Origin of the sequence: Sneathia vaginalis, assembly GCF_000973085.1 — a bacterium.
Classification (GTDB): Bacteria; Fusobacteriota; Fusobacteriia; order Fusobacteriales; family Leptotrichiaceae; genus Sneathia; species Sneathia vaginalis.
Genome location: NZ_CP011280.1, coordinates 191,924 through 217,095, shown reverse-complemented (window position 1 = coordinate 217,095; position 25,172 = coordinate 191,924). Strand labels below are relative to the sequence as shown.

At 30.9% G+C, this 25,172-nt stretch carries 12 protein-coding genes, 1 tRNA gene and 4 rRNA genes; 1 reads left to right on the top strand and 16 read right to left on the bottom strand.

The features are described 5' to 3' along the window. Position 1: 1 nt before the first annotated feature. From VC03_RS06515 to VC03_RS01010, 16 genes are all read right to left on the bottom strand, one after another. The gene (locus tag VC03_RS06515; protein WP_052727643.1) at positions 2-1,069 is read right to left on the bottom strand and encodes a DUF4093 domain-containing protein; all 1,068 of its coding nucleotides are present in this window, start codon (positions 1,067-1,069) and stop codon (positions 2-4) included. Beyond that, entirely contained in the window at positions 1,062-2,528 is a 1,467-nt protein-coding gene (locus VC03_RS01075) for an aminoacyl-histidine dipeptidase (RefSeq protein ID WP_046328279.1), read from the bottom strand. Before VC03_RS01075 ends, VC03_RS06515 begins: the two co-directional genes overlap by 8 nt. A 13-nt stretch (positions 2,529-2,541) precedes the next feature. Continuing rightward, positions 2,542-2,688: a hypothetical protein gene (locus VC03_RS06775; protein WP_192942207.1), complete on the bottom strand. Its 147-nt coding sequence runs from the start codon at positions 2,686-2,688 to the stop codon at positions 2,542-2,544. A gap of 1 nt (position 2,689) precedes the next feature. Next, positions 2,690-3,715 carry a Y-family DNA polymerase gene (locus VC03_RS01070; protein WP_046328278.1) on the bottom strand — a complete coding sequence of 342 codons (1,026 nt, stop codon included), beginning with the start codon at positions 3,713-3,715 and terminating at the stop codon, positions 2,690-2,692. Between the two features lie 33 nt (positions 3,716-3,748). Beyond that, positions 3,749-4,204, bottom strand: a complete 456-nt coding sequence (locus VC03_RS01065; protein WP_046328277.1) for a PTS sugar transporter subunit IIA — start codon at positions 4,202-4,204, stop codon at positions 3,749-3,751. A 23-nt stretch (positions 4,205-4,227) separates the two neighbouring features. Beyond that, positions 4,228-4,335, bottom strand: a 5S ribosomal RNA gene (rrf, locus tag VC03_RS01060). Between the two features lie 8 nt (positions 4,336-4,343). Next, a 5S ribosomal RNA gene (gene rrf / locus VC03_RS01055) occupies positions 4,344-4,450 on the bottom strand. Positions 4,451-4,502: 52 nt separating this feature from the next. Continuing rightward, positions 4,503-7,415 (bottom strand): 23S ribosomal RNA (locus VC03_RS01050). A 113-nt stretch (positions 7,416-7,528) separates the two neighbouring features. After that, positions 7,529-9,041, bottom strand: a 16S ribosomal RNA gene (locus VC03_RS01045). The 16S, 23S and 5S rRNA genes sit together here, the layout of an rRNA operon. Positions 9,042-9,232: 191 nt before the next feature. Continuing rightward, positions 9,233-18,376, bottom strand: coding sequence for a YadA-like family protein (locus VC03_RS01040; RefSeq protein ID WP_046328276.1), 9,144 nt, complete (start codon positions 18,374-18,376; stop codon positions 9,233-9,235). A 518-nt stretch (positions 18,377-18,894) separates the two neighbouring features. Beyond that, positions 18,895-19,167 (bottom strand): septation regulator SpoVG, encoded by a 273-nt coding sequence (gene spoVG, locus VC03_RS01035; RefSeq protein WP_046328275.1) that lies wholly within the window; start codon positions 19,165-19,167, stop codon positions 18,895-18,897. Positions 19,168-19,271: 104 nt separating this feature from the next. Then, complete coding sequence (locus VC03_RS01030; RefSeq protein WP_046328274.1) at positions 19,272-20,606, bottom strand: C1 family peptidase; 1,335 nt, start codon at positions 20,604-20,606, stop codon at positions 19,272-19,274. A gap of 31 nt (positions 20,607-20,637) precedes the next feature. Then, positions 20,638-20,714: transfer RNA gene (locus VC03_RS01025), tRNA-Asn, on the bottom strand. 216 nt (positions 20,715-20,930) lie between these two features. Then, on the bottom strand, positions 20,931-21,299 hold the full coding sequence (locus tag VC03_RS01020; protein ID WP_046328273.1) for a DUF5633 domain-containing protein: 369 nt from the start codon (positions 21,297-21,299) through the stop codon (positions 20,931-20,933). A gap of 296 nt (positions 21,300-21,595) precedes the next feature. Next, on the bottom strand, positions 21,596-22,516 hold the full coding sequence (gene manA, locus VC03_RS01015; RefSeq protein WP_046328272.1) for a mannose-6-phosphate isomerase, class I: 921 nt from the start codon (positions 22,514-22,516) through the stop codon (positions 21,596-21,598). 53 nt (positions 22,517-22,569) lie between these two features. Next, positions 22,570-23,544, bottom strand: a complete 975-nt coding sequence (locus VC03_RS01010; protein WP_200893821.1) for a YeiH family protein — start codon at positions 23,542-23,544, stop codon at positions 22,570-22,572. A 246-nt stretch (positions 23,545-23,790) separates the two neighbouring features. On the opposite strand from VC03_RS01010, the gene VC03_RS01005 reads away from it, so the two are divergent. Then, the gene (locus VC03_RS01005) at positions 23,791-25,167 is read left to right on the top strand and encodes a hypothetical protein (protein ID WP_046328270.1); all 1,377 of its coding nucleotides are present in this window, start codon (positions 23,791-23,793) and stop codon (positions 25,165-25,167) included. Positions 25,168-25,172: the final 5 nt, after the last annotated feature.

Sequence of the window (25,172 nt, the reverse complement as noted above, 5' to 3'; positions counted from 1 at the left end):
TTTATCTCCCTTTATTCTTTGTATACCACTTTTTCACACTATTGGGCATATATTCAATATATTTTGTTGGATCATTTCTTATCATCGTAGATGATATTGAATAGCCCTCTCTTTTAGGATCAATTAAGTATGCTGGTATATCAAAATATTTGTCATAATTTTCTTTATCTTGTGTTTCGTTTGTAAATACACAGTCTAATGATATATTACATTCTTTAATTTTTTCATACACCCTTTTAGTCCAATTTTCCCATCCGTTGGGATATGGTTCTATTCCATCTTCATTTAACTTCAATATATGTATGTTTTTGTAACCCTTTAATTCTTGTTCTAAAAATCTTCTTCTATCATTTATGCTTAAATTAGGTAATTTTGACTTTTCATTTAATGCCTTATCCCTTAATGTTTCTTCGCACACAAAGACATATAGCTCCCTACAATATCTTGCGACTTGTTTAATGAACCAAACATGGCCTTTGTGTACTGGGAAAAATTTACCGAATATTGCTGCATTTTTTGTCTTGAAAATATACATTTCATTAGTCTTTTTTACTGCATCATCAAAATCTTTTTTTGAAATATTCAATATATTAAGTAACTTAACCAATTTCTTGTTGTTACAATACCCTATAGACAACAAGTCCCCTAATAGCTCTCTTTTCACCCTATTATTCAAACCATTATCTAGTATATCATTTAAGCTAAAAATATATTCCTTATTATTCTTCTTTTCATGTATATTTTGAAATAGGTCTAATATATCATCTTCTGACATATTCTCTATTCCAACATTACCTTTTTTTGTTGCAAGATACTTACTTGCATATATATCAATTGCAGTAGGTATATTTTCTTTAATCTTTTCTCTTATCTTTTTACCTGCAAAGTCTGGATCTGTTAATATATATATCTTGTTATTCTTCGCTAGTCTTTTCAAATCATCTATTTTCTTTTGATTTGCACCACTCATACCATTTAATATATATATATTATCTGGTTGTATAACCCGACTTACAGCTGTTTTATCATCTTTACCTTCTACTACAACTATTCCATCTATATTAATCAATTGTATATTCCTCTAAAGCTTTTAATAAGTATTCATATGTTTGTTTAACTGCATCTATGCTCATTCTTTCATCTGGTGTATGTGGATTTTTAATATCTGGTCCTATAGAAATTACATCTAATTTAGGGTTCTTTTCTGAGAATATTCCACATTCAAGTCCCGCATGTATTGCAGCAATTTTAGGTTTCTTACCTGTTTGTTCTTCAAAAATTCTTGCAAAATAGTCTCTGATCTTTGAATCTTTCTTGTATTCCCATGGATTACAACTATCGTCGATTACAGACTTACTGTCATATTTTTCACCATAGTTTACTAAATATTTACATAGTTCTTGTTGTTCATATGTTACACCACTTCTAACTAATGAATTAATTGTAACAATCTTCTTGCTTCCATCTTCTTTAGTGTCAACTATACCTAAATTAAGTGATGTTTGAACTAATCCTTCTATTTCTTTTGAGAAACGTATAACTCCTGTTAAATATCCTTCAATATATCTTAATAACTTTCTAGTAGCCTTTTCTGTTAATTGCTTTTGCCCACTATATTCCTTCTTTTCTACTATGGCACACATATTATTATCTGTCTTTACATATTGATAATTTAATGAGTCCATTGCAAGGCTAACATATTCTCTAACTTTTTCTATGCTTGTATCTGCTACTATATATGCCACACCTTCTCTTGGTATAGTATTGTTTTTGCTTCCACAGTCTATGCTAATGTATCTAACATCTGCCATTACAGATACCCTTCTTATTAACTCATTTAATATCTTAATAGCATTTGCCCTATTTTCATGTATATCAGCACCACTATGTCCACCATTTAAACCTTTTACTTCTATTTCATATATATTATCTTTTAATGATATTTCTTCATTTTCTAATTCTAGGAAAGTTCTAACTCTTGAACATCCAGCACTGCTTACATAAATTGAACCATATTCTTCGCTGTCTATATTCACCAAAATTTCTGATTCTAATTTTGTAACATCAAAGTTTTCTGCACCCTTCATGCTTACTTCTTCATCAGTTGTAATTAATATTTCTAATTTTGGGTGTTTAATTTCATTAGATTCAAGTATTGCCAATGTCATACCCATAGAAATTCCATTATCTGCTCCTAGTGTTGTACCATCAGCAGTTAAAAATCCGTCTTTAACCATGACATTTATACCTTGTTTTTCAAAGTCAAAGTCTACATCCTTATTCTTTTCACAAACCATGTCCATATGACCTTGTATACAAATAGACTTGTACTTTTCATAACCCTTTGTAGCAGGTTTTCTGATTAATACATTGTTGTTTTCATCTTGATAAACAAATAGATTGTGTTTTTTAGCAAAATCTACTAAATAGTCACTAACTTGTTTTTCATTTCCTGATCCTCTTGGTATTTTTGAAATTTCTAAGAAATAGTGAAATACTCTTTCAGGGTATAGCTTTTCAATATTCATATTCTCTCTCCTCCTATAATATATCTAACAATTCTTCTAGATATCTCATCTCTTCTTGATTTAAATCATAGCCTTGTTTTAATTTCTTTAAAACTTTATCATCACATCCAACAAGGCTCTTATCTAATATTTTAATTATTAATCTTCTGTAAAAATCCATACTAATCTCCAAACAATTTAAGATATTCATACTTTACACTACTAAAGTTAGAAATGCTAATTCCCAACAACCTTATCCTATATATATCAAGTGTTCTAAGCATTTCCCTAGTTATTAATAGTATATCACTATTTTCCGTAATTGGCGAATTAAATGTCTTACTTTTTGTAAATGTTTCATAATCCTGATTCCTTACTTTCAAGGTTATACACAATGGATACTCTTTCTTCTTACGTATTTCTTCTTTAATTTCATCACATAATATTTTTAATTCTTTTTGTTTTTCATGCTCACTAGAAAGAAAAGGATAATATGTTGATTCTTTACTAATAGAACTTTCAATATTACATATATCATATATGCTATCATCATTACCTCTAACCATATCAAATATTTGTGAGCCTCTTGTCTTACCAACTAATTTTTGTAGTTGTTCTTTCGATTTCTCATATATATCTTTTGTATATACAATTCTAGATTGATAAAATATTTCAAATGTCTTAGAACCTATCCCTGGAAATATACTTATACTCTTATCATAAATGTAGTCTATAAATTTATCTTTAGTGTTTAGTATAAAGATCCCATTCGGCTTATTACACTCACTTGCAATTTTTGAAACTATCCTATTAAACCCTACACCAACTGATACAGATAGTTTAAAATTATTGTATATATATTCCTTAAATCTTTTGCAAAATCCTTCAATATCCTTATCAAAAAATTGTATGTATCCTTCATCACAAGATAAAAATACTGCACTACCAAATTTTTCCTTTATCTTCTTTTGCATGCAATTTGCTACTTGGATATAGTACTCAACTCTTGAATCAACAACAACTAAATTTGGACACATTTTTTTAGCAATATTAATGGGCATTGCTGAATGTACTCCATACTTTCTTGCAATATAGTTTGAAGTTGCTACAACATGATTTCCTACTGCTAAAGGAACTGTTCTTAATTTGGGGTTATCTCTCATTTCAATTGAAGCAAAAAAACAATCCATATCATAATGTAAATACATAACTCTCCTTTAAAAAAAATGACAATAAAATTGTCATCTTAATTCTAATTTCTTTATTAACTCTATAAATCCCTCTTTTGACTTAGTTGAAGATAATACCATGGTTGCTATCTCATCATTTACTACTCTACTAATCTTTACTAGAGCATCTAAATGTTCTAACTTAGTCTTATCATTACTAATTATTAAAAAGAATACTGTTGATTTCTTACCATCTATTGAACTACAATCTATTCCTTCTTCTTTTGTACCTACAGCTATACAGAATTCTTTTACATAACTATTTCTTGTATGCGGTATACATAACCCATTTTCCATTGCAGTTGAACCTGCACTTTCACGATCTAATAAAGCTTCATAAAATTTATCAAAATTAGTAACTTTATCCTTTACAAGTAAAGCCATTTCTTTTAACATTTCTTCTTTTGTATTCGCATTAAGATGAAGTTTTATTAAATCTAAACTTAAATATGAGCTTAATTTATCCATAAAAACCTCCAAATAAAAAAAAAATTTGGCAACTATCTATCTTCCCAAATTACTAGTATTTTCGACGTTTACAGGCTTAACTTCTAGGTTCGGTATGTAACTAGGTGTATCTCTGTAGCTAAGTCACCAAATTAATAAAACTTGGCAGTTACCAATCTTCCCCATTACTGAGTATTGTAGGCGTTTACAGGCTTAACTTCTAGGTTCGGTATGTTTCTAGGTGTACCTCTGTAGCTTACCACCAAGCTTTYTTTAGGACAATTAGAAATAAATAGTAGTAGTAAAAAAGAATTTTTTTCCTGTAAAGCTTTCGGATTATTAGTACTGGTCTGCTGAATATATCTCTATACTTACACACCCAGCCTATCTACCATATGTTCTCTATGGATCCTAATAGAATATTCATCTCAAAGTGGGCTTCTCACTTAGATGCTTTCAGCGATTATCCCTTCCAAACGTGACTACCCAGCCATGCATCTGGCGATACAACTGGTACATCAGAGGTTTGTCCATCCCGGTCCTCTCGTACTAAGGACAGATCTTTTCAATATTCTTACGCCTGCAGTGGATAGGGACCGAACTGTCTCACGACGTTCTGAACCCAGCTCGCGTGCCTCTTTAATGGGCGAACAGCCCAACCCTTGGGACCTTCTACAGCCCCAGGATGAGACGAGCCGACATCGAGGTGCCAAACACTTCCGTCGATATGGACTCTTGGGAAGTATCAGCCTGTTATCCCCGGGGTAGCTTTTATCCGTTGAGCGATGGCCTTTCCATTCAGTACCACCGGATCACTAAGTCCTACTTTCGTACCTGCTCGACCCGTCAGTCTCGCAGTCAAGCTCCCTTCTGCCTTTACACTCTTCGGTTGATTTCCATCCAACCTGAGGGAACCTTTGAACACCTCCGTTACTCTTTTGGAGGTGACCGCCCCAGTCAAACTGCCCATCTAACACTGTCTTACTTTCATAATTAGAATTTCAACAATCTATGGTTGGTATTCCACCAGTGACTCCTTACATACTTGCGTACATATATCTTCGTCTCCCAACTATCCTATACACACATTGCCAAAACCCAATGTCAAACTACAGTTAAGCTCCACGGGGTCTTTCCGTCCTACTGCAGGTAAGCGGTATCTTCACCGCTATTACAACTTCACCAGGCCTCCAGCCAAGACAGCTCCCAAATCATTGCACCATTCGTGCAGGTCAGAACTTACCTGACAAGGAATTTCGCTACCTTAGGACCGTTATAGTTACGGCCGCCGTTCACTGGGGCTTCAATTCGAGACTCTCATCCCTCCTCTTAACCTTCCAGCACTGGGCAGGTGTCAGCCCATATACGTCGCCTTTCGGCTTAGCATAGACCTGTGTTTTTGGTAAACAGTTGCTTGGGACTCTTCACTGCGGCCTATTTTAGCTTAAAGTTTTTCTCTTCTCACCTAATAGGCACCCCTTCTCCCGAAGTTACGGGGCTATTTTGCAGAGTTCCTTAGCTAGAGTTAGCCTGTCGGCCTCGGGTTTCTCACCCTGTCCACCTGTGTCGGTTTGCAGTACGGGCACTTATTCTCCTTGGTAGAAGTTTTTCTCGGCAGTGTAGGATTTGCGACTTATACACGTTACATGTACTTACTCATCAGTCATCATGTTTAGATATACGGTTTTGCCTATATATCCACACTTCCTCCTTAAAATGGCATCCGTTAGCCATCTCGCATACCTTCCTGCGTCACTCCATTCCTTCAAACGTTAAATAAGTGGTATAGGAATATTAACCTATTTTCCATTCGCCTTAGCATCTCTGCCATAGCTTAGGTCCCGACTCACCCATGGTTGACAAACATTGCCATGGAATCCTTGGACTTCCGGCCAGAAGGATTCTCACCTTCTTTCTCGCTACTCATTCCTGCATTCTCACTTCTGATACCTCCAGATCGTCTTTCAACTCTCCTTCTACGGCCTACAGAACGCTCTCCTACCAACATACCTATCGGTATATTACAAAGCTTCGGTTTATGTCTTAGCCCCGTTAAATCTTCGGCGCAGATACTCTCGACCAGTGAGCTATTACGCACTCTTTAAAGGTTTGGCTGCTTCTAAGCCAACCTCCTGGTTGTTTAGGAATATCCACCTCCTTTCCCACTTAGACATAATTGGGGACCTTAGCTGTTGTTCTGGGTTCTTTCCCTCTCGTCCACGGACCTTGTCATCCATAGACTCACTCCTAATTATTAATATATGGTATTCGTAGTTTGCTTGACTTCAGTAAGCTATATGCCCCCTAGGTCATACAGTGCTCTACCCCCACATATCTTCTATTAAGGCTGCACCTAAATGCATTTCGGAGAGAACGAGCTATCTCCTAGTTCGATTGGCTTTTCACCCCTAGACCTATCTCATCTCCCAACATTTCAACGGCGGTGAGTTCAGTCCTCCACTGGGTCTTACCCCAGCTTCAACTTGGACAGGCCTAGATCACTAGGTTTCGCGTCTATAACATACGACTATCGCCCTCTTAAGACTCGGTTTCCCTTCGGCTCCGCTTCCTTAACCTCGCCATATATCATAACTCGCAGGATGATTAACCAAAATCCACGCAGTCACATATTTCTATGCTCCTACCGCTTGTAAGCATACGGTTTCAAATTCTATTTCACTCCCTTACTCAGGGTTCTTTTCACCTTTCCCTCACGGTACTCTGCACTATCGGTTAGTAAAAGTATTTAGCCTTATGAGATATGGTCCTCACTGATTCACACCAAATTCCTCGTGCTTGATGCTACTCGGGTAATATTCGTAACTCGTATATTGTTCGTTCTACAGGACTATCACCTTCTTTGGTTTAGCTTTCCAACTAATTCCTCTTCTTTTATACTCGCTACTGATATATAGAGTTCTATCTGAATATCCCCTCTACCCCATAATAGAAACGTCCTCCAACTTTTACTCTACTATGGTTTAGGCTCTTTCCCGTTCGCTCGCCGCTACTTGGAAAATCGTTTTTACTTTCTTTTCCTCCTGTTACTTAGATGTTTCAGTTCACAGGCTTACCTTTTTCACGTATATTCTCCTAATATACAGGTTTCCCCATTCGGATATCTCGGGATCTCTGATTATGTGCATCTCCCCCAAGCTTTTCGCAGCTTATCACGTCCTTCTTCGGCTTTTACTACCTAGGCATCCTCCGTACGCCCTTTTTTAGCTTCTCATTCTAACTCTTTTTTTAAGTTGTAATTCTTTTTTACCTACTATTCATTTCTCATTGTCCTAATTTCTAACATGAAAGTTAGCAAACAAGTGTTACTTGTCTTTTTCTCCTTAGAAAGGAGGTGATCCATCCGCACCTTCCGGTACGGATACCTTGTTACGACTTCACCCCAATCACTATCCACACCTTCAGTACCTCCCTCCTTGCGGTTAGGCCGGTAATTTCAGGTGCAAACAACTCTCGTGGTGTGACGGGCGGTGTGTACAAGGCCCGAGAACGTATTCACCGTGACATTGCTGATTCACGATTACTAGTGATTCCAACTTCATGAAGTCGAGTTGCAGACTTCAATCCGAACTAAGAATAGCTTTTTAAGTTTCGCCATGTATCGCTACAAAGCTTCTCTTTGTACTACCCATTGTAGCACGTGTGTAGCCCAGATCATAAGGGGCATGATGACTTGACGTCATCCCCACCTTCCTCCTACTCTTCGTAGGCAGTTTCATTAGAGTCCCCAACTTAATGATGGCAACTAATGATAGGGGTTTCGCTCGTTGCGGGACTTAACCCAACATCTCACAACACGAGCTGTCGACAGCCATGCACCACCTGTCTCTCGGTTCCCGAAGGCACAAGTATACTTCTATACTCTCCCGAGGATGTCAAGATCTGGTAAGGTTCCTCGCGTTGCGTCGAATTAAACCACATGCTCCACCACTTGTGCGGGCCCCCGTCAATTCCTTTGAGTTTCATTCTTGCGAACGTACTCCCCAGGCGGATCACTTATCGCTTTTGCTTCGGCACAGAGACTTCGCATCCCCACACCCAGTGATCATCGTTTACAGCTAGGACTACCAGGGTATCTAATCCTGTTTGCTCCCCTAGCTTTCGCACTTCAGCGTCAGTTTCTGTCCAGTGAGTTATCTTCATCATCGGCATTCCTACACATATCTACGAATTTCACCTCTACTCGTGTAGTTCCACCCACCTTTCCAGTACTCTAGTTCAACAGTTTTGTATGCAAGCCTATGGTTGAGCCACAGGTTTTCACCTTCAACTTGTCTTACCGCCTAGATGCCCTTTAAGCCCAATAATTCCGGATAACGCTCGCAACATACGTATTACCGCGGCTGCTGGCACGTATTTAGCCGTTGCTTCTTCTGTAGGTACCGTCATTTTTTTCTTCCCTACTAAAAGTGTTTTACAGTCCTAAAACCTTCTTCACACACACAGAATTGCTGGATCAGAGTTTCCTCCATTGTCCAATATTCCCCACTGCTGCCTCCCGTAGGAGTAAGGGCCGTATCTCAGTCCCCTTGTGGCCGTCCACCCTCTCAGGCCGGCTACCTATCATCGCCTTGGTAAGCTCTTACCTTACCAACTAGCTAATAGGACGCAAAGCTCTCCTTTAGTGCCGTAGCTTTCATTTGTATATCATGCGATATACTAACTTATCCAGTATTATCAGAAGTTTCCCTCTGTTATCCCAGTCTAAAGGGCAAGTTCTTTACGCGTTACTCACCCGTCCGCCATGAGTCCATTTAGCAAGCTAAACTTCCTCATAGACTTGCATGTGTTAAGCATTCTGTCAGCGTTTATCCTGAGCCAGGATCAAACTCTTCATTCTTTATCTTTTTTTCTTCTTGTATTCACCTTTTGTCTTTTTCTTAACATCTTGTTTGCTATTTTTTTCTTCCATTGTCCTTGTCTTTATTGACAATCACTATATTACCAAATTTAAACCCCTTTGTCAACAACTTTTTTTCTTTTTTTGTTTTTTTTAAAAGATCCCCCATTTTTACTGGGAGATCTCATACATTACTTTTTCAATATCTTCTTTAACATTTCTTTGATTTCTTGATTTTCTCTCTTCAAGTTTTCAATTTCTTTTCTATCAGATATCTTATCTTTTTCTAATTCATCTATTCTATCGTGAAGTTTAGCTACGTTTAGTTTTTCTAATTTATCTGTATATCTTTCTTCCTTGTTACCTAACATAATTCCAATTCCTCCACCAAACGCTAGATTACCTTGTGTATTTACTGAACCACTTATTCTGTAATTTATTCTTCTGTTTTCACTAACTCCACTAAATCCTACAGCTAATGCGTGTTGACGTCCATAATAACCATAAGCTGCTGATATATTGTGTCTATAATCTGAATATGAATTTACTTGCAACAAGTTTGCCATAGCTACTGCATTTGCAACACCACCTAGGGCTAAATTAGATTTTTCATCTGCTTTAGATGCCATTTCTCTTACATCATATAGTTGTCCTCCATTTACAACATCTTTTGATCCTTTAGCTATTTCTCCATCTTTCGCTTTTAATCTTAAATTACTATCTTTAACTACTACTGAAATGTTTTTAGGTTCTATGATATTACCATCACCATCCACAAATCCATTTTTTGTCTTAATAATTTCTTTACCATTATCATCAACATATCCAAATGGATTATCAAGTCCTTTAATTCCACTAATTTCTCCATCTAATCCAATTTTAACTTCTCCAACTTGTAGTCCTTTTTCCTTATCTAAAGAAATTTTATCTCCAACTTTTATACTATCAAGATTTTTTAGATCTTTAGACAATTTAATATCTAAAGCTTTTTTATCTTCTGATACATCAACTTTAATATTACCACTAGCTGAACCAAAATTAGCTATATTGTCATTTTTACTAAATTCACCTCTTATAGCTATAACTTCACCAATTTTGCTATCTATTAGTTTAGATCCATCATTACCTGTAAACTTATTAACATTATTAGCAACTTTTTGTAAATCACCTAATGTCGCAGCATTGTGTTCATTTAACCCTGTTAAATCTTTTAATTTATCTAATCCATTATCATCAAGATTATTCTTTAAATTAGTTAAAGTTATTCCATCCCCAATTGTATTACCTTTTGCATCCTTTAATGAAATTTTCACTTCCCCATCTGGTACTTCTTGATCACCATCTTTAATCTTATATTTAAATACACCATCAACTTTTTCTTTTACTATTGTTTTACCATTAGCATCTGTATAAACTATATTACCTGCTAAACCATCTTCTAACTTTTGCTTAGCATCTGTAAATTCATTTATTTTATCATAGACTTGTTTAACTTCTTTTCTTGTTGCTACTTCACCTGAACCATTACCATAGTTATTATCAACTGTCTTTTCTTCTATACCTGAAACTTTAATACCATTACCATCTTTTTCAATAGTCAAAGTCTTATCACTTGTAGAAATATTTACTTTTTCACTACCTGCTGTATCATCAAATGAAATTTTACTTTTTTCACTCTTACCCACTGATTCAATAGCTTTTAAATTTTTGTTTAGATTAAACTTAATATCACCTATATTACCTTCATCTGTAATTTTTATATTTTCATTTTCATCATTTACAAAATTTAATCCTTGTTTAAGAGTTAATTTTTCATCTGGTTTTCTAATTCTTGCTCCACCATTTACTCTGTAATTCAAATCTTGTTCCATAGAATTTTTAGAAGTCATTAATTTACTTGTATTAATTACATCTCCATTTTTAGTATTTATTACTATATCTCCTTTATCATTTATAGTAATAGTAGATTTATTACCACTTGGGTTTTCGAATTCAATAGAATTCATACCATACAAGTCTTTTGAAAGTTCTAAATTAATTTCATTTTCTTTAGTAGAAACTAAAATATTTTTAAGATCTTTTTCTCCTTCTTTTCTGACCGCTTTACCTTTAATATCAATTTTACTATTTAAATTAATTTTAGCTCCATCTTCTTTTTCGTTACTATCTCCAACAAAGTTTAAGTAAGAATTAGATAATTCTGTAGTTAACATTTGACCAGTAATAAAGCCAGTAGGATTTTGTTTTATATCATCTGTTCTAAGTTTATTTTTTAAATTTGTAATACCTTCTTCTGATAAATTTTCTGCATTTTGTTTTAGATAAACGTCACTTAGTTTTTTACCTTCTTCAAGGTCAATAGCATTAATTTTATTTTTTAATTTATCATTAATTGTTAATTTAAGCTTTTTACTTTCAGCATCTGCATTAACTTCAATATCTTCATTACCATCAAATTGAATACCTTCTCCTAATGTTGTTGTATAGCTTCCTTTAGTACCTTCAACTTTTAAATCAAGATTAGATACTCCAAGTTTTGCTTTCCATTTATCAACATCAGTATCTTCTAAATTACTTGCATCCTTATTAGCTTTTTTATCCAATTCTTCTTTAGTTGCATCGTTTACCTTTAATCCATTAATTTTATCAGTAAGTTCTTTATATGTTATTACATCTCCATCATTATGTGTATCGCTTGGATTAGATATATTAATCTTACTACCATCAATTGTTATATTACCTATTTTAACACCTTCATTTGTTATTTCAATTTTCTTATCACCATTAGAAATTGATTTTATACCTGATAAAGTTTCACTTAAATTAAAGTTTATTACTCCACCTGTATCTTTCGTTACCTTAATATTATTTCCCTCTTTATCGCCTCTAAATGTAAAGCCTGTATTCAGATCAACATTTTCACTTTGTGGATCCTCATTTACATTATATGTTATTTTTTGATTACCTATATTATCTTCTGTAATTAATTTCTTATTAATTACTGTGCCTCCGTTATTAGAGTTTACATTAAGATCACCATTTTTATCTACAACTAAAGTAACTTTTTTAGTATCCCCTAAAGTAATTTCTTTAAATTCTGGTTTATCTTTAAATCCAAGTTCTATTTCACTATCACCATTTTCATTTTTAGATATTTTAGTTATAATATTATTTCCTAGATATTCAGCACTATCTTTATCAGTAATTTTATCTTTTGCTTTTATAATACTAATTTTACTTCCTAATTGATTAGTTGTTTCATTACCTTCATCTGCACCAAATTTATACCCTTTATTAATAGTATTTATTATATTTTTTATATTAGAAGATAATATATTATCTCCAGTAACATCTTCACCTTTTTCATTTTTTATCTTTGGCATATCAGTATCATTTTCATTAGGTTTTATACCAATCTTATTTAAAATATCATTAATTTGTTTACCTGTAACTGCATCAGTAGAATTTTCTGATATATCTCCACTATTTATTCCACTTATTTTTTTAGTATTCAATTTCAAGCCATCATCATTAAATTCTAATATAGTAGCATCATTAGGTGAATTACCTTTAATAGAACTAATTCCTTTTAATTCATCACTTAAATTAAATTGAACTTTTGCTTCATTTACATCTCCACCTGTAACACTTGCTTTAATATTAGTTCCGTCTACAAAGTCAAATCCTTTATTTAATAGAACTTTTTTAGCAGTATCTCCTTCTTTTTTGTTGTTATAATAAGATATACTTTGTGAACCTATATTTTTATCAGTAATTAACTTTTCATTTTTATCTCCGCCTTTATTAATTACTAAATCCCCTGTAGTATTATCAATATTTAAAATAGTTGTCTTTTGATTTCCTTTCTTTATTGTAATTCCTTCATCACCAACAGTAACTCCTTTAAATTCTGGTGATTCCTTCATTTCAATATTTATTCCATCATCACTAACTGTTGCATAAAGATTTTTACCACTATATTTATTAGAATCATATTCTTCTGTATTATCTTTAGCTTTTATAGATATTTCAGATCCTAACTTAACTTTTTTAGTTTTTTCATTATTAGCTTTAAATTCTATTTCTTTATTAGTTATACCATCTAATTCTACTATCTTATCTAATACGTTTAACTTACCTTCTTTACCATCTTTATTTACTACAATATTACCATTTTCATCAATTTTTTTATCTTTTCCATCTATTCCTAATATTTTAGCTAATTGACTTCCATTAACTGCATCTGTACTATTTTCACTTATTTCTCCATCGTCAATATTTGATAATTTAGTTTTAGTTGTTACTAATTTATCACTTGGATTAATTGTAGCTATGTATACCTTCTTTAATTTCTCATCACTTAACTCTTCAGCACCTTGTTTAGGTTTTATTGTTCCATCACTATCATCTAAGTCTGTTTCTTTATATACTTTATCTCCAACCTTTTTAACTTTTACTGGATCTTTACCTTCTTCTTTATATACATATATTGTAGGTGAAGTTGCTTCTATATTAATACCTTTACCTTTTTTTATGTCATCTGCTAATGTTCTTACAACATTCGCTACATGTTCATCAACATAATTTTTGTTAACTGCATCAGTAGTATTTACAGGTGTTGCAAGACCAGTTATTCTTTTACTGTTCATATTAATTCCTGTTGAATCAACTTTAATACCATCAGCCATACTAATACTTGATATTCCATTTATATCTTTAGCCAATTTAATATTTAATGTATTATCTTTTCCTTTTACAACATATATATTATTATTATCTACTCCTGAATTTGCTCCACCTTTAATATTAAGTTCTTCACTTAATCCTATAGTTACAGGATTTGAATCATCACCTTTGAAAGTAAGTTTTTTACTTAAAATATCATTTTTAGCATCATTTATCGCTTTATATACAACACCACCATTTACTGTTAAATCATTATTTTCTTTAATTTCTCCTGTTCCAATTTTATCCATTTTTTGCTTCAATGTATCATTTAATTTAACTGTAAATGTTTTCTTTTTAGTAGAAGAATCAACAGAAGATGTTACAGCTACATTTTCACTATCTCCTACTACATCTACTAGATTAGTTATTTCTGTTTTAGCACCATCTGTTAGATTACTAAAATCATTTTTTGTATAATTTGAAATATCTGTTTTATTTACAATTTCTTTTATTTTATCTTCATTTAACCCTATTATCTTTTCATTTTCACCATTCTTAACTGTTATAGCACTTCCATCTTCTGCTTTTATATTTGGCACTTTAGATAATAATTCATTTGCTAATTCTGTTTTACCTTTTTTATTTAACTTAAAGTTAATAGTTCCACTAGTCTTAGTATCTATATCTAGTATATCAGAAACTAAATTAATTTTATTTACCTTGTTATTACCTGATTTAACAAAAATTTTTTGACCATTTGTATTATTATTATCTGAAATAACGAAGCCTAAATCATCTATACCTGCTTTTTCAATTATAGAACCATCATCTTTAATGTATCCTTTCAAAGCTTCATTTAAAATTGCACCACTAACTGCCTTACCATCTTCAATTTTCTTATCGGTTGTATCTAAACCTGTTATTTTACCATCATGCAATGTAATTGTTTTGTTATTATCTATAATTTGTACACCTTTATCTGTATCAAATTTAATTTCTTGATTATTCTTATCTTTTTTCCCCTTAATACTTGTAATATCAATTAAATTTTCATCTAAATTATATTTCACAATACCATTATTTTCTACTTCTGCTATAGTATTTTTACCATTTTTGAAGTTTAGTCCATCTTTTAATTTAGTTGTATTATCTCCTTTACCATTAGAAGTATATTTAAGTACTAATGAATCTATTTTATCATTTGTAGCAATTGTTTTACCTGCAAATTTTAAATTATCTCCTTCAACATTAATTTTCTTATTTTGTAGAGTTAAACTATCTACATTTAAATCTTTTTTCAATGATACTTGTAGTGATGTATCATTACTTTTAGCTACAGTTATATTAGTATCACCTTTAATTTGTAATCCTTTATCTAAATTAACTTTAACTTTTTTATTTATATCATCACCACTAAATTCAATATATTTACCGTTTATTTTTTTATCAATATTATTATTGATATCAGTCTTAAATGTATTAAACTTATTTTGTATATTTTCATTTAACTTATCATTATCAATACCTATTAAAAGTTTATCATTTTCTTTTCTTGTATAAATGCCATCTTTACCTTCTATTTTGCCTAAAATTTTATCTGGCGATACTTTATCAACATCTGCTTTTACCATCTTTAACTGAGCAATAGTAACAACATCTGTATCATTTACACCATCTGCTATATTTACAATTCTTCTTAGCTTGCTAGTTGATCCAAAAGAAACCACTTCTCCACCAGTATGTTTTTGATTAGTTAAATACCCATCCTTCGTACTTTCATTTGCAACGGATCCATTACCCATTGCTATAGAATCATTATGTTCTGCACTTGCTCCTTTTCCAATAGCTATTGCATTTTCCTTAGTTGCTTTTGAATCTTCACCTAGTGCTATACCATATTTAGCTATAACCTTTGATCTTGTACCTACAGCAATTGCTGATTCGCTATTTGCACTTGATCTTTCACCTATTGTTATTGCAAATTTACCATTAGCTTTAGATCTATCTCCTATAGCTACTGCTGTATTACCTGCATAAACATTAGAACCTATACCTACTGAATATGCTTCTGATTCTACGCCATGACCTATTGCAACACCATCTGTCTTTGCTGTTATTTTATCTACACTCTTATCAGTATCTCCATTGTCTGTTTTATTACTCTTAGCATTTTTTGTACCAATAACTACTGAATTTGCTCCATTTGCATCTGTATCTTTACCTATACCTATCGCTTCATTTCCAGTAGCACTAGCATAAACTCCTATTGATACTGCATCTTTCCCTTTAGCACCTGAGTTGTAGAAATTAGACTTTTTAACTAATTCTTTTTCACTATCCTCTAAAACACTATTTACTTTTTCAACAGATAAATCTGTATCTTTTGCTTCAGATATTTCTTTTAATATATTATTAGCAAATTTAGAATCATTTTTAATTTCTTTTTCTATATCAAAAGTTTTTAATTTTGAGTTATTAATTGCCTTTATATTTTTACTTTCTAAACTCTTTATTTTTTTATCTAAATCTTTTTCAAAAGTATCATCAAAGGACTCTTTATTTCTTTCCTTTCTAACTTTGATCTCTAATTGTTTTGATTTCAATTGAATGTATTGTTTATAATACAATTCTTTCATTGCAATTTCTTTTATCTTTTTACCTTCACTACCATTTGCTTCTTTATCAACTGCTACATAATTCATCATACTAGATTCTTTTTCATCTGGATTAACTGTACTTAATTTTTCTTCTAAACTCTTTAATTGTGATACATTTACAACATCTGTATCTCTGTATCCTGCTGCAACATTAGTTAATCTTCTTTCTTGACCTATACTTCCAAAAGAAACTATACCTATATTTGATGATGATGGCATAGATATTGCACCTTTTGGTGCATAACCTGGTTGTTTTAACCAAACTTCTTTATAATCTGTAGTTGATTCATTACCTAAAGCCATTGAATTTTTCAAATATGCTGATGACTTATTACCTAGAGCTAGAGTATTTTCTGCATTTGTAAATGCTGCATTACCTAAAATTAATGAGTTTTTAGCTTTAGATGTTGCTACTGAACCTAATCCAAATATCAACGCATTATCTGATAACACCTTTGTACCTATTCCAAATCCTATTGAATTTTTACCGTTTACATACGCATAAGAACCAATGGCTACTGAATTATCTTTCATACTAAAAGCTGCATGTCCTAATGTAATACTATTATCACCTTTTGCTACTGCTTTTGTACCTATAACTAATGCATTATTACCATTTTGTTTTTTTACCTTTTGACCAGTTGTTTCTTTTTTACCACTATAGTCAAGTTGCATTTCTTCTTCTTTAGCAGTATATGAATCATTATTAGTATAAAGTTTTTCAAGATTATTAAGTGTATTAGTTATATTTTTATCCTCAAATTCAGAATGAATATTCTTTATTATATCTACATCATTTGTAGCATATTTTTTATGCACACCATTTGCACCATTTGTTTCTATATTAACATTTCCATAAACATCTGTACCTATGGCTATAGTATTATTCCCACTTGATATAGCTTTATAACCATATGCTAAACCACCTTTTTTGGAAACTTCATTTTCATTACCAACAGCTACCGCTTTGTCAGAAAATACCCTAGTTCCATTACCGATTGCAATTGCTCCTTTTCCTTCAGCACGAGTCTTAGCTCCCATAGCAGCACTGTAATCACCTAATGCATATGAAAATGCTCCTATAGATGTAGCTCCTATTCCATAAGATAATGCTCTTGTACCTATAGAAACACCACCAGACCCTGCTGCAAGTGTTGGTGAATATATTACCTTATTAGTATACATATATCCATCGCTATTTCTGAACCCGTATGAATCTCCATTTTTATCAATAATTCCATATAATTTTTTAAAATAATGATTATAATCTGCTTTTGATATACTTTCTTTAAAATTTTCATTATCATCTGACCCCAATGCGATTGAAGATCTACCTATAGCATATGTCCCATTACCTATTGAAGTTGCTTGGTCAACTGCTTTTGTTCCAGAACCTATTGCAACAGCTTCTCCACCTGCACCATTTTGTATGTAGTCATTATCATTTTTTCTGTAATCTGGATAAAATATTTTTAATGGAATCGCTTCTGCTGTATTACCAATAGCTATACTACGATATACCGCAGTTCCTGCTTTAGTCCCTATTGCTATTGAACTTTCTGTTACTCTCCCTTTATCACCATCATGTATTCCTTTTCCACCATTATCTGATTTACGTACATAAGCTCCACTACCTATTGCTATTGAGTCTTCACCATCTGCTGTCGTTAGACTAATTTCTCCTTTATTTGATAAATATCTAGATCCTATTGATATTGAATTAGAATCTGGTGCTTGTGATCCTATCCCAATTGCTACTGAAAATTCTCCAACTTTTTGATGTTGTACTGCTGAATCATTTTCAGTTTTAGGATTTAAAGCTATAGATCCTTTACTGCTATTATCTTTACCCTTACTTCCTATTTTCCCGTTATCTAAACTTATCCATTCCGCCATACTAACAATACTATTACTCATCATAAATAGCACAATTAAACTTGTTGTTATCTTTACTTTTTTCTTCAAACTTCTTTTTAAAAATTTTTCTATTTCTTTAATATTTTTATTCATAAAATACCTCTCCTATTTCATTAAACATTTCTACAACACTCATATTTACTAATTTTTAACTCCTCTGATTAAAAAATTTGTATTTTACTATAAACAATTCTTTATAGTTGTAAATATCCCCAAAATATAATATATTAATAATAAAAAAAGATGATTGATATCATTTTTTTCATATTTACCTCCTATCATCTATACTTCTCTTATTATTATACCCCCCCCCCGCATTTTTGCAAATTTTTTTGTTAAATAAAGTTGAAATTTATTTTTCAAATTTAATTTCTAACTTTTTTTATCCGTATTTTTTTAAATATCTACTTATATATTTTTCTAAATGTCATATATATTTTTCATACTAAACATTTTAATTAGATAAAATCATGTTTTTTTACCTTATCACTATTAACTTTTTTTATCTAAATATAAAGATACTTTACGTGGGCGAAAAAAAAAAAAAAAAAAAAAAAAAATAACACCCAGTATTATTAATACTAGATGTATTCACTTTGTTCTAAAGAATATTAATCTTTATTTTTTTCTTCTTCATATTTTTTAAGTATAACTTCTGTAATATGATTTCTAAATTCTGGTTGTATTGGGTGAACAATATCTTTAAATTCACCATTACCAATCTTCTTAGAAGGCATAGCAATAAATAACCCATTTTGCCCTTCTATAATCTTCAATCCATGAACAACAAAGCAATCATCAAATGTTACATCTGCATAAGCTTTTAATTTAAGCTCTCCTTCAGTGTTTTTAACGACTCTAATTCTAACATCTGTAATAGTCATTTCGTGTACCTCACTTTTAATAAATGTTTCTGTTATTAAAAGTATACCTTTATTTTTCTAAAAAGCAAGATGTATTTTAAAAATCATTAAGTTACATATTAACTCTATTTCATTAACGCAAGTGATCCCATAGGGTCCCATGGTTTTAATACTATAGGTTCTTGTTCAATTAACTTTCTTAAATTTTCTGGTAAATATTTCTTGTTAACTACAACTTGGTATGTATATTTATCCATCCATTCATCTGACATTACAAAATAACCTTTGTTACCTGGTTGATCTCCCCAGCTATTTTCAACTTTCCAACGTGTTGGTTTTTCGTTTAATATATTTACTCCTGATAATACCATAGCATGTGTCATTAAGCTTTCACAATAGTCTAATGATATTTCTTTAGTCATTGAAAAATCAATTCCAAGACTCTTATCTACTTCAAATATATTTAAGTCCATTATTCCTAATTGTCTATCAGAACTTTGTCCTACATCGCAACCAAACCAAACAGTAACACCATCTTGTAATTGAGATATTGCAGCTTGTTTTAATTCTTCCATAGTAACATTTAAGTACTTAACTTGTCTTCCACCTAATACATTTCCTAAATAGTCAACAGTGAAAGTCTTGTGATAAGGTTTATCCTTTGTTGGTGCATTGATTAAGCTGATGTAATCATTTAAATCTATACCAACATATTTATTAAAGAATTCTTTTGGTGTAATATTTTCATCTCTATGGAATTTACCATCTTTATCTTCATATTCAAATGTAAATGCTTTAGGTGGTTTACCTAATGAAACAACTAAGAATGAATATATTTCATCTAATATTTCATCTTTAAGTTTTCTTAATTCATCAACTGATTTACCTTCTTCATGTAGACTTCTTAATATTTGAGCAGATTTTCTTAATTTCTTGTTTAATAAGTCATCTAATCTCATAGAACTTGTACTATGAAATGCTTCAGGCATTGCATATTTAGGAACTATACCATATTTTTCAATAATTGAAGCTAACATATCCCATTGTCCACCATCTTGTTGAGGTGTTGCAAGTAAGAAGTGTACTAGTCTTGAATCTAGGTCTTCATCTAGAGTTTTTAAAATATTTTCCAAGAAATAGTTTGATTTTTCTAATTTATCAAAGAAGAATGTATAAGTTTGTGATAATTCAAAATCCTTTAACTTGTAATCTTTATTCAACTTATGTCTAAATGTATTAAGTGCAGCAAACATCCAACATCTACCTGATTGTCTTTGATTTGCAACAGCTCCTGTTTTAATATCAACTGAATAAACATGTTGATCCTTTATTTGTGCTTCAGCATTAAAAGTAGCATTATTAATTCCGTTTTTGTGTACAGAATTTTGTAAAACTTTTAAACCTTTTTGTTCATATGAAAGAGCATATCTTTCGATATCATTAAAATCTATTCTTTCCATATTTACCTTCTTTCTAAAAATATTAAAAAAATGGCGTCCTCGGATGGATTCGAACCAACGACCCTTTGGTTAACAGCCAAATGCTCTAACCTGCTGAGCTACGAAGACACACATTAACTTTTTTTTATTTTTTTTATTTTGTCTCATTTAGAGTTTTTTTTACTTTTAAACACAATATGTTGTTATTTGAATTATGAGAAATAAATCAAGTGCTTTTTAAATAAATATTTCTCAATTTGATAGTCCAAAATCTAAATAAAAAAAAGCCTACAGCCTTATAAAATAAGGCATAAGCTTTATTTTTCCTATAATTTTATTCTAAATTTAATAACTTTTAATTCTATAAGTTTCATCTGTTAATAGTCTAATGTAATATAACCCATTAGCACCTCTAGTTATTTCATATCCCTTATTGAATGAACTGATATGATTTAAAGCCACAAATATTGCAGAAATTTTTGATGAGTAACCTTTAGTTAATTCAGGTTTTTCTCTCTTTGGTGTTTTTGCCTTACTTTTATCTTCATTTAATTTCTTCACTTTTTCTTCAAATGCTCTTTTATCTTTTTGTTCTTGTATTTGAGCATTTTTTATATGTGTTTGGAAATTAGTATTTGTATAGCCCTTCCCAAAAGCTGTTCCAGTTAAAAATAAAATACTTGATAAAGTAATAACTGCTGTTCTTTTCTTCATGTGTTCTCCTTTTAATATTTTTTATGACACTTATTAATGTCTTATCTATTATATTAAAAAACCGTACAAAATGCAATATTAATTTTTTATTATTTTTTAAGTCACATTCTTAAAATCTTCTAAAGCCATTAATTTCTTTTCAAATAATCTTAAAACAATAGTATCACTTATATTTTTAAAAATTTCACTTTTTTGTAACAATTTAGTATATCCTCTTATTCTAAAATATTTAGGATTTATCTAGTAAATATTATATTTCACTTACACTAACATTTGCTCATCTTCTTCTCATTTTTTTAATCATGAATCAACATGAACTCTACACTACCTTCAAAACATATCTTTCCAAATGCTTTTGGGACTATAAAGTTTGTGCCTTTTGATATTTCTATGCCATTTACACTACCTGTTCCTTCAATCACGCAAATAATATAGAAGCTTTCAAGTTCTATTTCTTGTCTACCATTTACTTTGTACTTTGTAATAGAAAATTTATCGTCTTTTAGATAGTCTATTTTGTTACCTTCTATCTTTGGTGTAACCTCAACATTCTTTTTATCATATGGACAAGTAACTACATCTATACTTTTTTGTATGTGCAATTCTCTTTTTTTACCATTTTGCAATCTATCATAATCGTATAATCTGTATGTTATATCACTATTTTGTTGTGTTTCTAATATTAATGTACCTTTTCTAATAGCATGTACTGTACCTGCTGGTATATTGAAAAAGTCACCTTTTTTTATTCCTCTTATTCTTAAAAGTTTTGACCATTCCTTATCATCTATATATTTTTTAAACTCTTCTTTTGTCTTTGCATTATGACCTATTAAAATATCACTATCTTTTTCACAGTCTAATATATACCATGACTCTGCTTTACCATTAGGTTGATTTTCTACCATTTTAGCATATTTATCATCTGGGTGTACTTGTATGCTTAAATTATCTTTTGCATCTATGTATTTTATTAACAAAGGAAAAACACCTTTCAATTCATTACCAAATATTTCACGATGATTATCCCATAAGTCTTTTAAACTAAGCCCCTTATACTTTCCATTAGCTACCTTACTTAATCCATGTTCATTTGCACTTACTATCCATGCTTCACCAATATGATCGCTATCTGTTTTGTAACCATATTCTTTTTGTATTCTTGTTCCACCCCATACTACTTCTTTCATATATGGTTCTAAAAAAATTAATTCCATAACAAACTCCTAATTTTTATTATATTAAATTATACAATATTTATTATCCTTAATCAAAAAAATGTCTTAACAATCATGTACACCGATATTAGTAATAAAGAGGAACCTATAAACGCAGATATGAAGATATTTTTACCTCTTCTTTTTATAACATTAAAGTTAACATTTAATCCTAATGCTGCCATTGCCATAGCAAGTAAAATATATGCAATATCTACCAAGATTTTTGTGTAAGCCTTTATTGGTGCATAATATGTCCCTATTAGACTAGTTATGATAAAACCTATCATAAATAACGGTAAAGGAACTCTTAATTCACTTGTATTATTCTTCTTATTAGATATTAATCCTACGATAATTGCAACTGGTGCTAATAGTAGAACACGTGATAATTTTGTTACTAAAGCAGTATCTAGTGAAATTTGACCTCCTGTTGCACCTGCTGCAACGGCATGAGCTATTTCATGTAAACTTGCACCACTTAAAACACCATATTGTATTTCATTTAAATTTAAAATTGGTTTTAGTAGAACAATAATTAGAGTAAACACTGTACCTAAAATACAAACTACAGCTACTGATAGTATAGTATCATCTTTATCAGCATTCATGCTTGGTGAAATACCCATAACTGCAGCTGCCCCACAAATACCACAACCACAAGCACATAATAAGGCTAATTTTTCATCAACCTTAAATATTTTTGCAATATTATACACCACAATTATTGTGAATGTTATTGCAAACATAGCAATTAATATACTTTTTATACCACTAGCTTTTAATACAGCTATATCTAATTTAAATCCTAGAAGTATAATACCAAGTCTTAAAAATTTATTTGATATATACGAAAAACCTTGTTTGTATTCTTCTTTATTCATTTTTAGAAGTTGCAAACTCATTCCCAGTAACATTGCCAAAACTAAATGACCTATCAACTTAAATAGGCTTATTGTTGAAATATACTTAGCTAGTATAGAGCATATAAACGTTAAAAATAACGCAATTAAAAAATTCTTTTTCATTATCATCTCTCTTTCTTTTTCTTATTATATCCAATATCCAAATATTTTCATAGCAAAAACTAAAAAATATCCAAATTTTATCTTATTATGTCTTTTTACTATTAAATAGTTTTTATTCGCATTAAGACCATACCTAATTCTTTATACCCTATTTTTAACTGATTTTTATCTGACTTTTAGATATTTTAATATTTTTTTGCATATGATAATATTTCAAATATTTCAAGAAAAAGGAGACTATATATTATGAAAAAATCTTTATTATCTTTAACACTTATTCCATTTTTATCTTTAGCTAGTACTGATAAGAACTTTATCAAAACTTCTATTGGTACAAAGAGTACATTTAACAATAATTTTAAATATCAAGATACTGATATGAATGAAAATCTATCTACAAAAATACAAATTAAAGGCACTGGTCTTTCTATAGGGGCAAACCTTGAACATCGTTCTCAATTATCAGTATTTCCATATGTATTAGAACCTACTGGTGTTCTAGAAACTCTAGAAAAACACCTTGATTTTAAAGACTCACATATATACGTTAATTACAAAAATGGAAATTTTAATACCCGAATTAAATTGAATAAAAACCTTAAATTAACTACAATGTTTGATTATCAAAATTACACATTACCTAATATTGAATTTGGTGTAAACTCCAAGTCTACATTTCCATTAAAAAAATTAAATGGATTTAACCCTGTACATACAACACTAAAAGGCTTTGTACAAAAAGATTTTGGTAAATTTAAAGATGTACGTTTAGATTTAGAAACACAACATCAAATTGACAAAGAATCTACTTCTCTTGGTTTTCAATATATTATGGGAACACTTTCAAGTAGATATATTATAAGCCCTAATTTAACTATATATGGTGAAGCTAAAATGAAATATCAATTTGATAATACCTATCCTATTTGGAGCGATGATGAAAGTATACATGTAGACTGTGGTCATAATCATTCACATAACAACAATTATACAGATACAGAAGAACAAGACATATATTCACATTTTCATGGATATAGACAAGGTGCAACAGAACCGTTTGAGAGATCAAAAGATAAGAAAATAATACAAAATAATAAGTTTGGTCATTCATATACATTAGGTGCTAAGTATAGAGGAATAAAGGATTTACAAATAGACGGAAAAGTTAAATTCTATCATGGAGATAATACTGAAAAAGGAAAACCTCCTGTATTTGAAATTATTGGACTTGGTGCATTAAATCTTAAATACACTGGATTTAAAAATTGGGAAATAAATTCTTCTTTAATTGGATTTGTTGAATTAGATAGAGCTGAAACTGGAGTGAATACTATAACAAAAGAAATAAAAAACACAACTAACATCAAATACAAGTATAGGGTAACTGACAAATTAGAAGTTTCTCCCGAATTACAGTCAACACTAAACTTTAGAAGCTCTGGTAATCATGCACTTTATATAACTCCAAAATTAAATTTAACTTACAATGCAACAAATAATCTTACATTAAATGCAAGTCTTGAAGATGCTTTTGCTTTTAGCCTACATAGATCAAATAAAAACTATGTAGAATTAAATAATAGTGTAATTTCTACTAAGTTAAATTTAAAATATTCATGGTAAAAAAA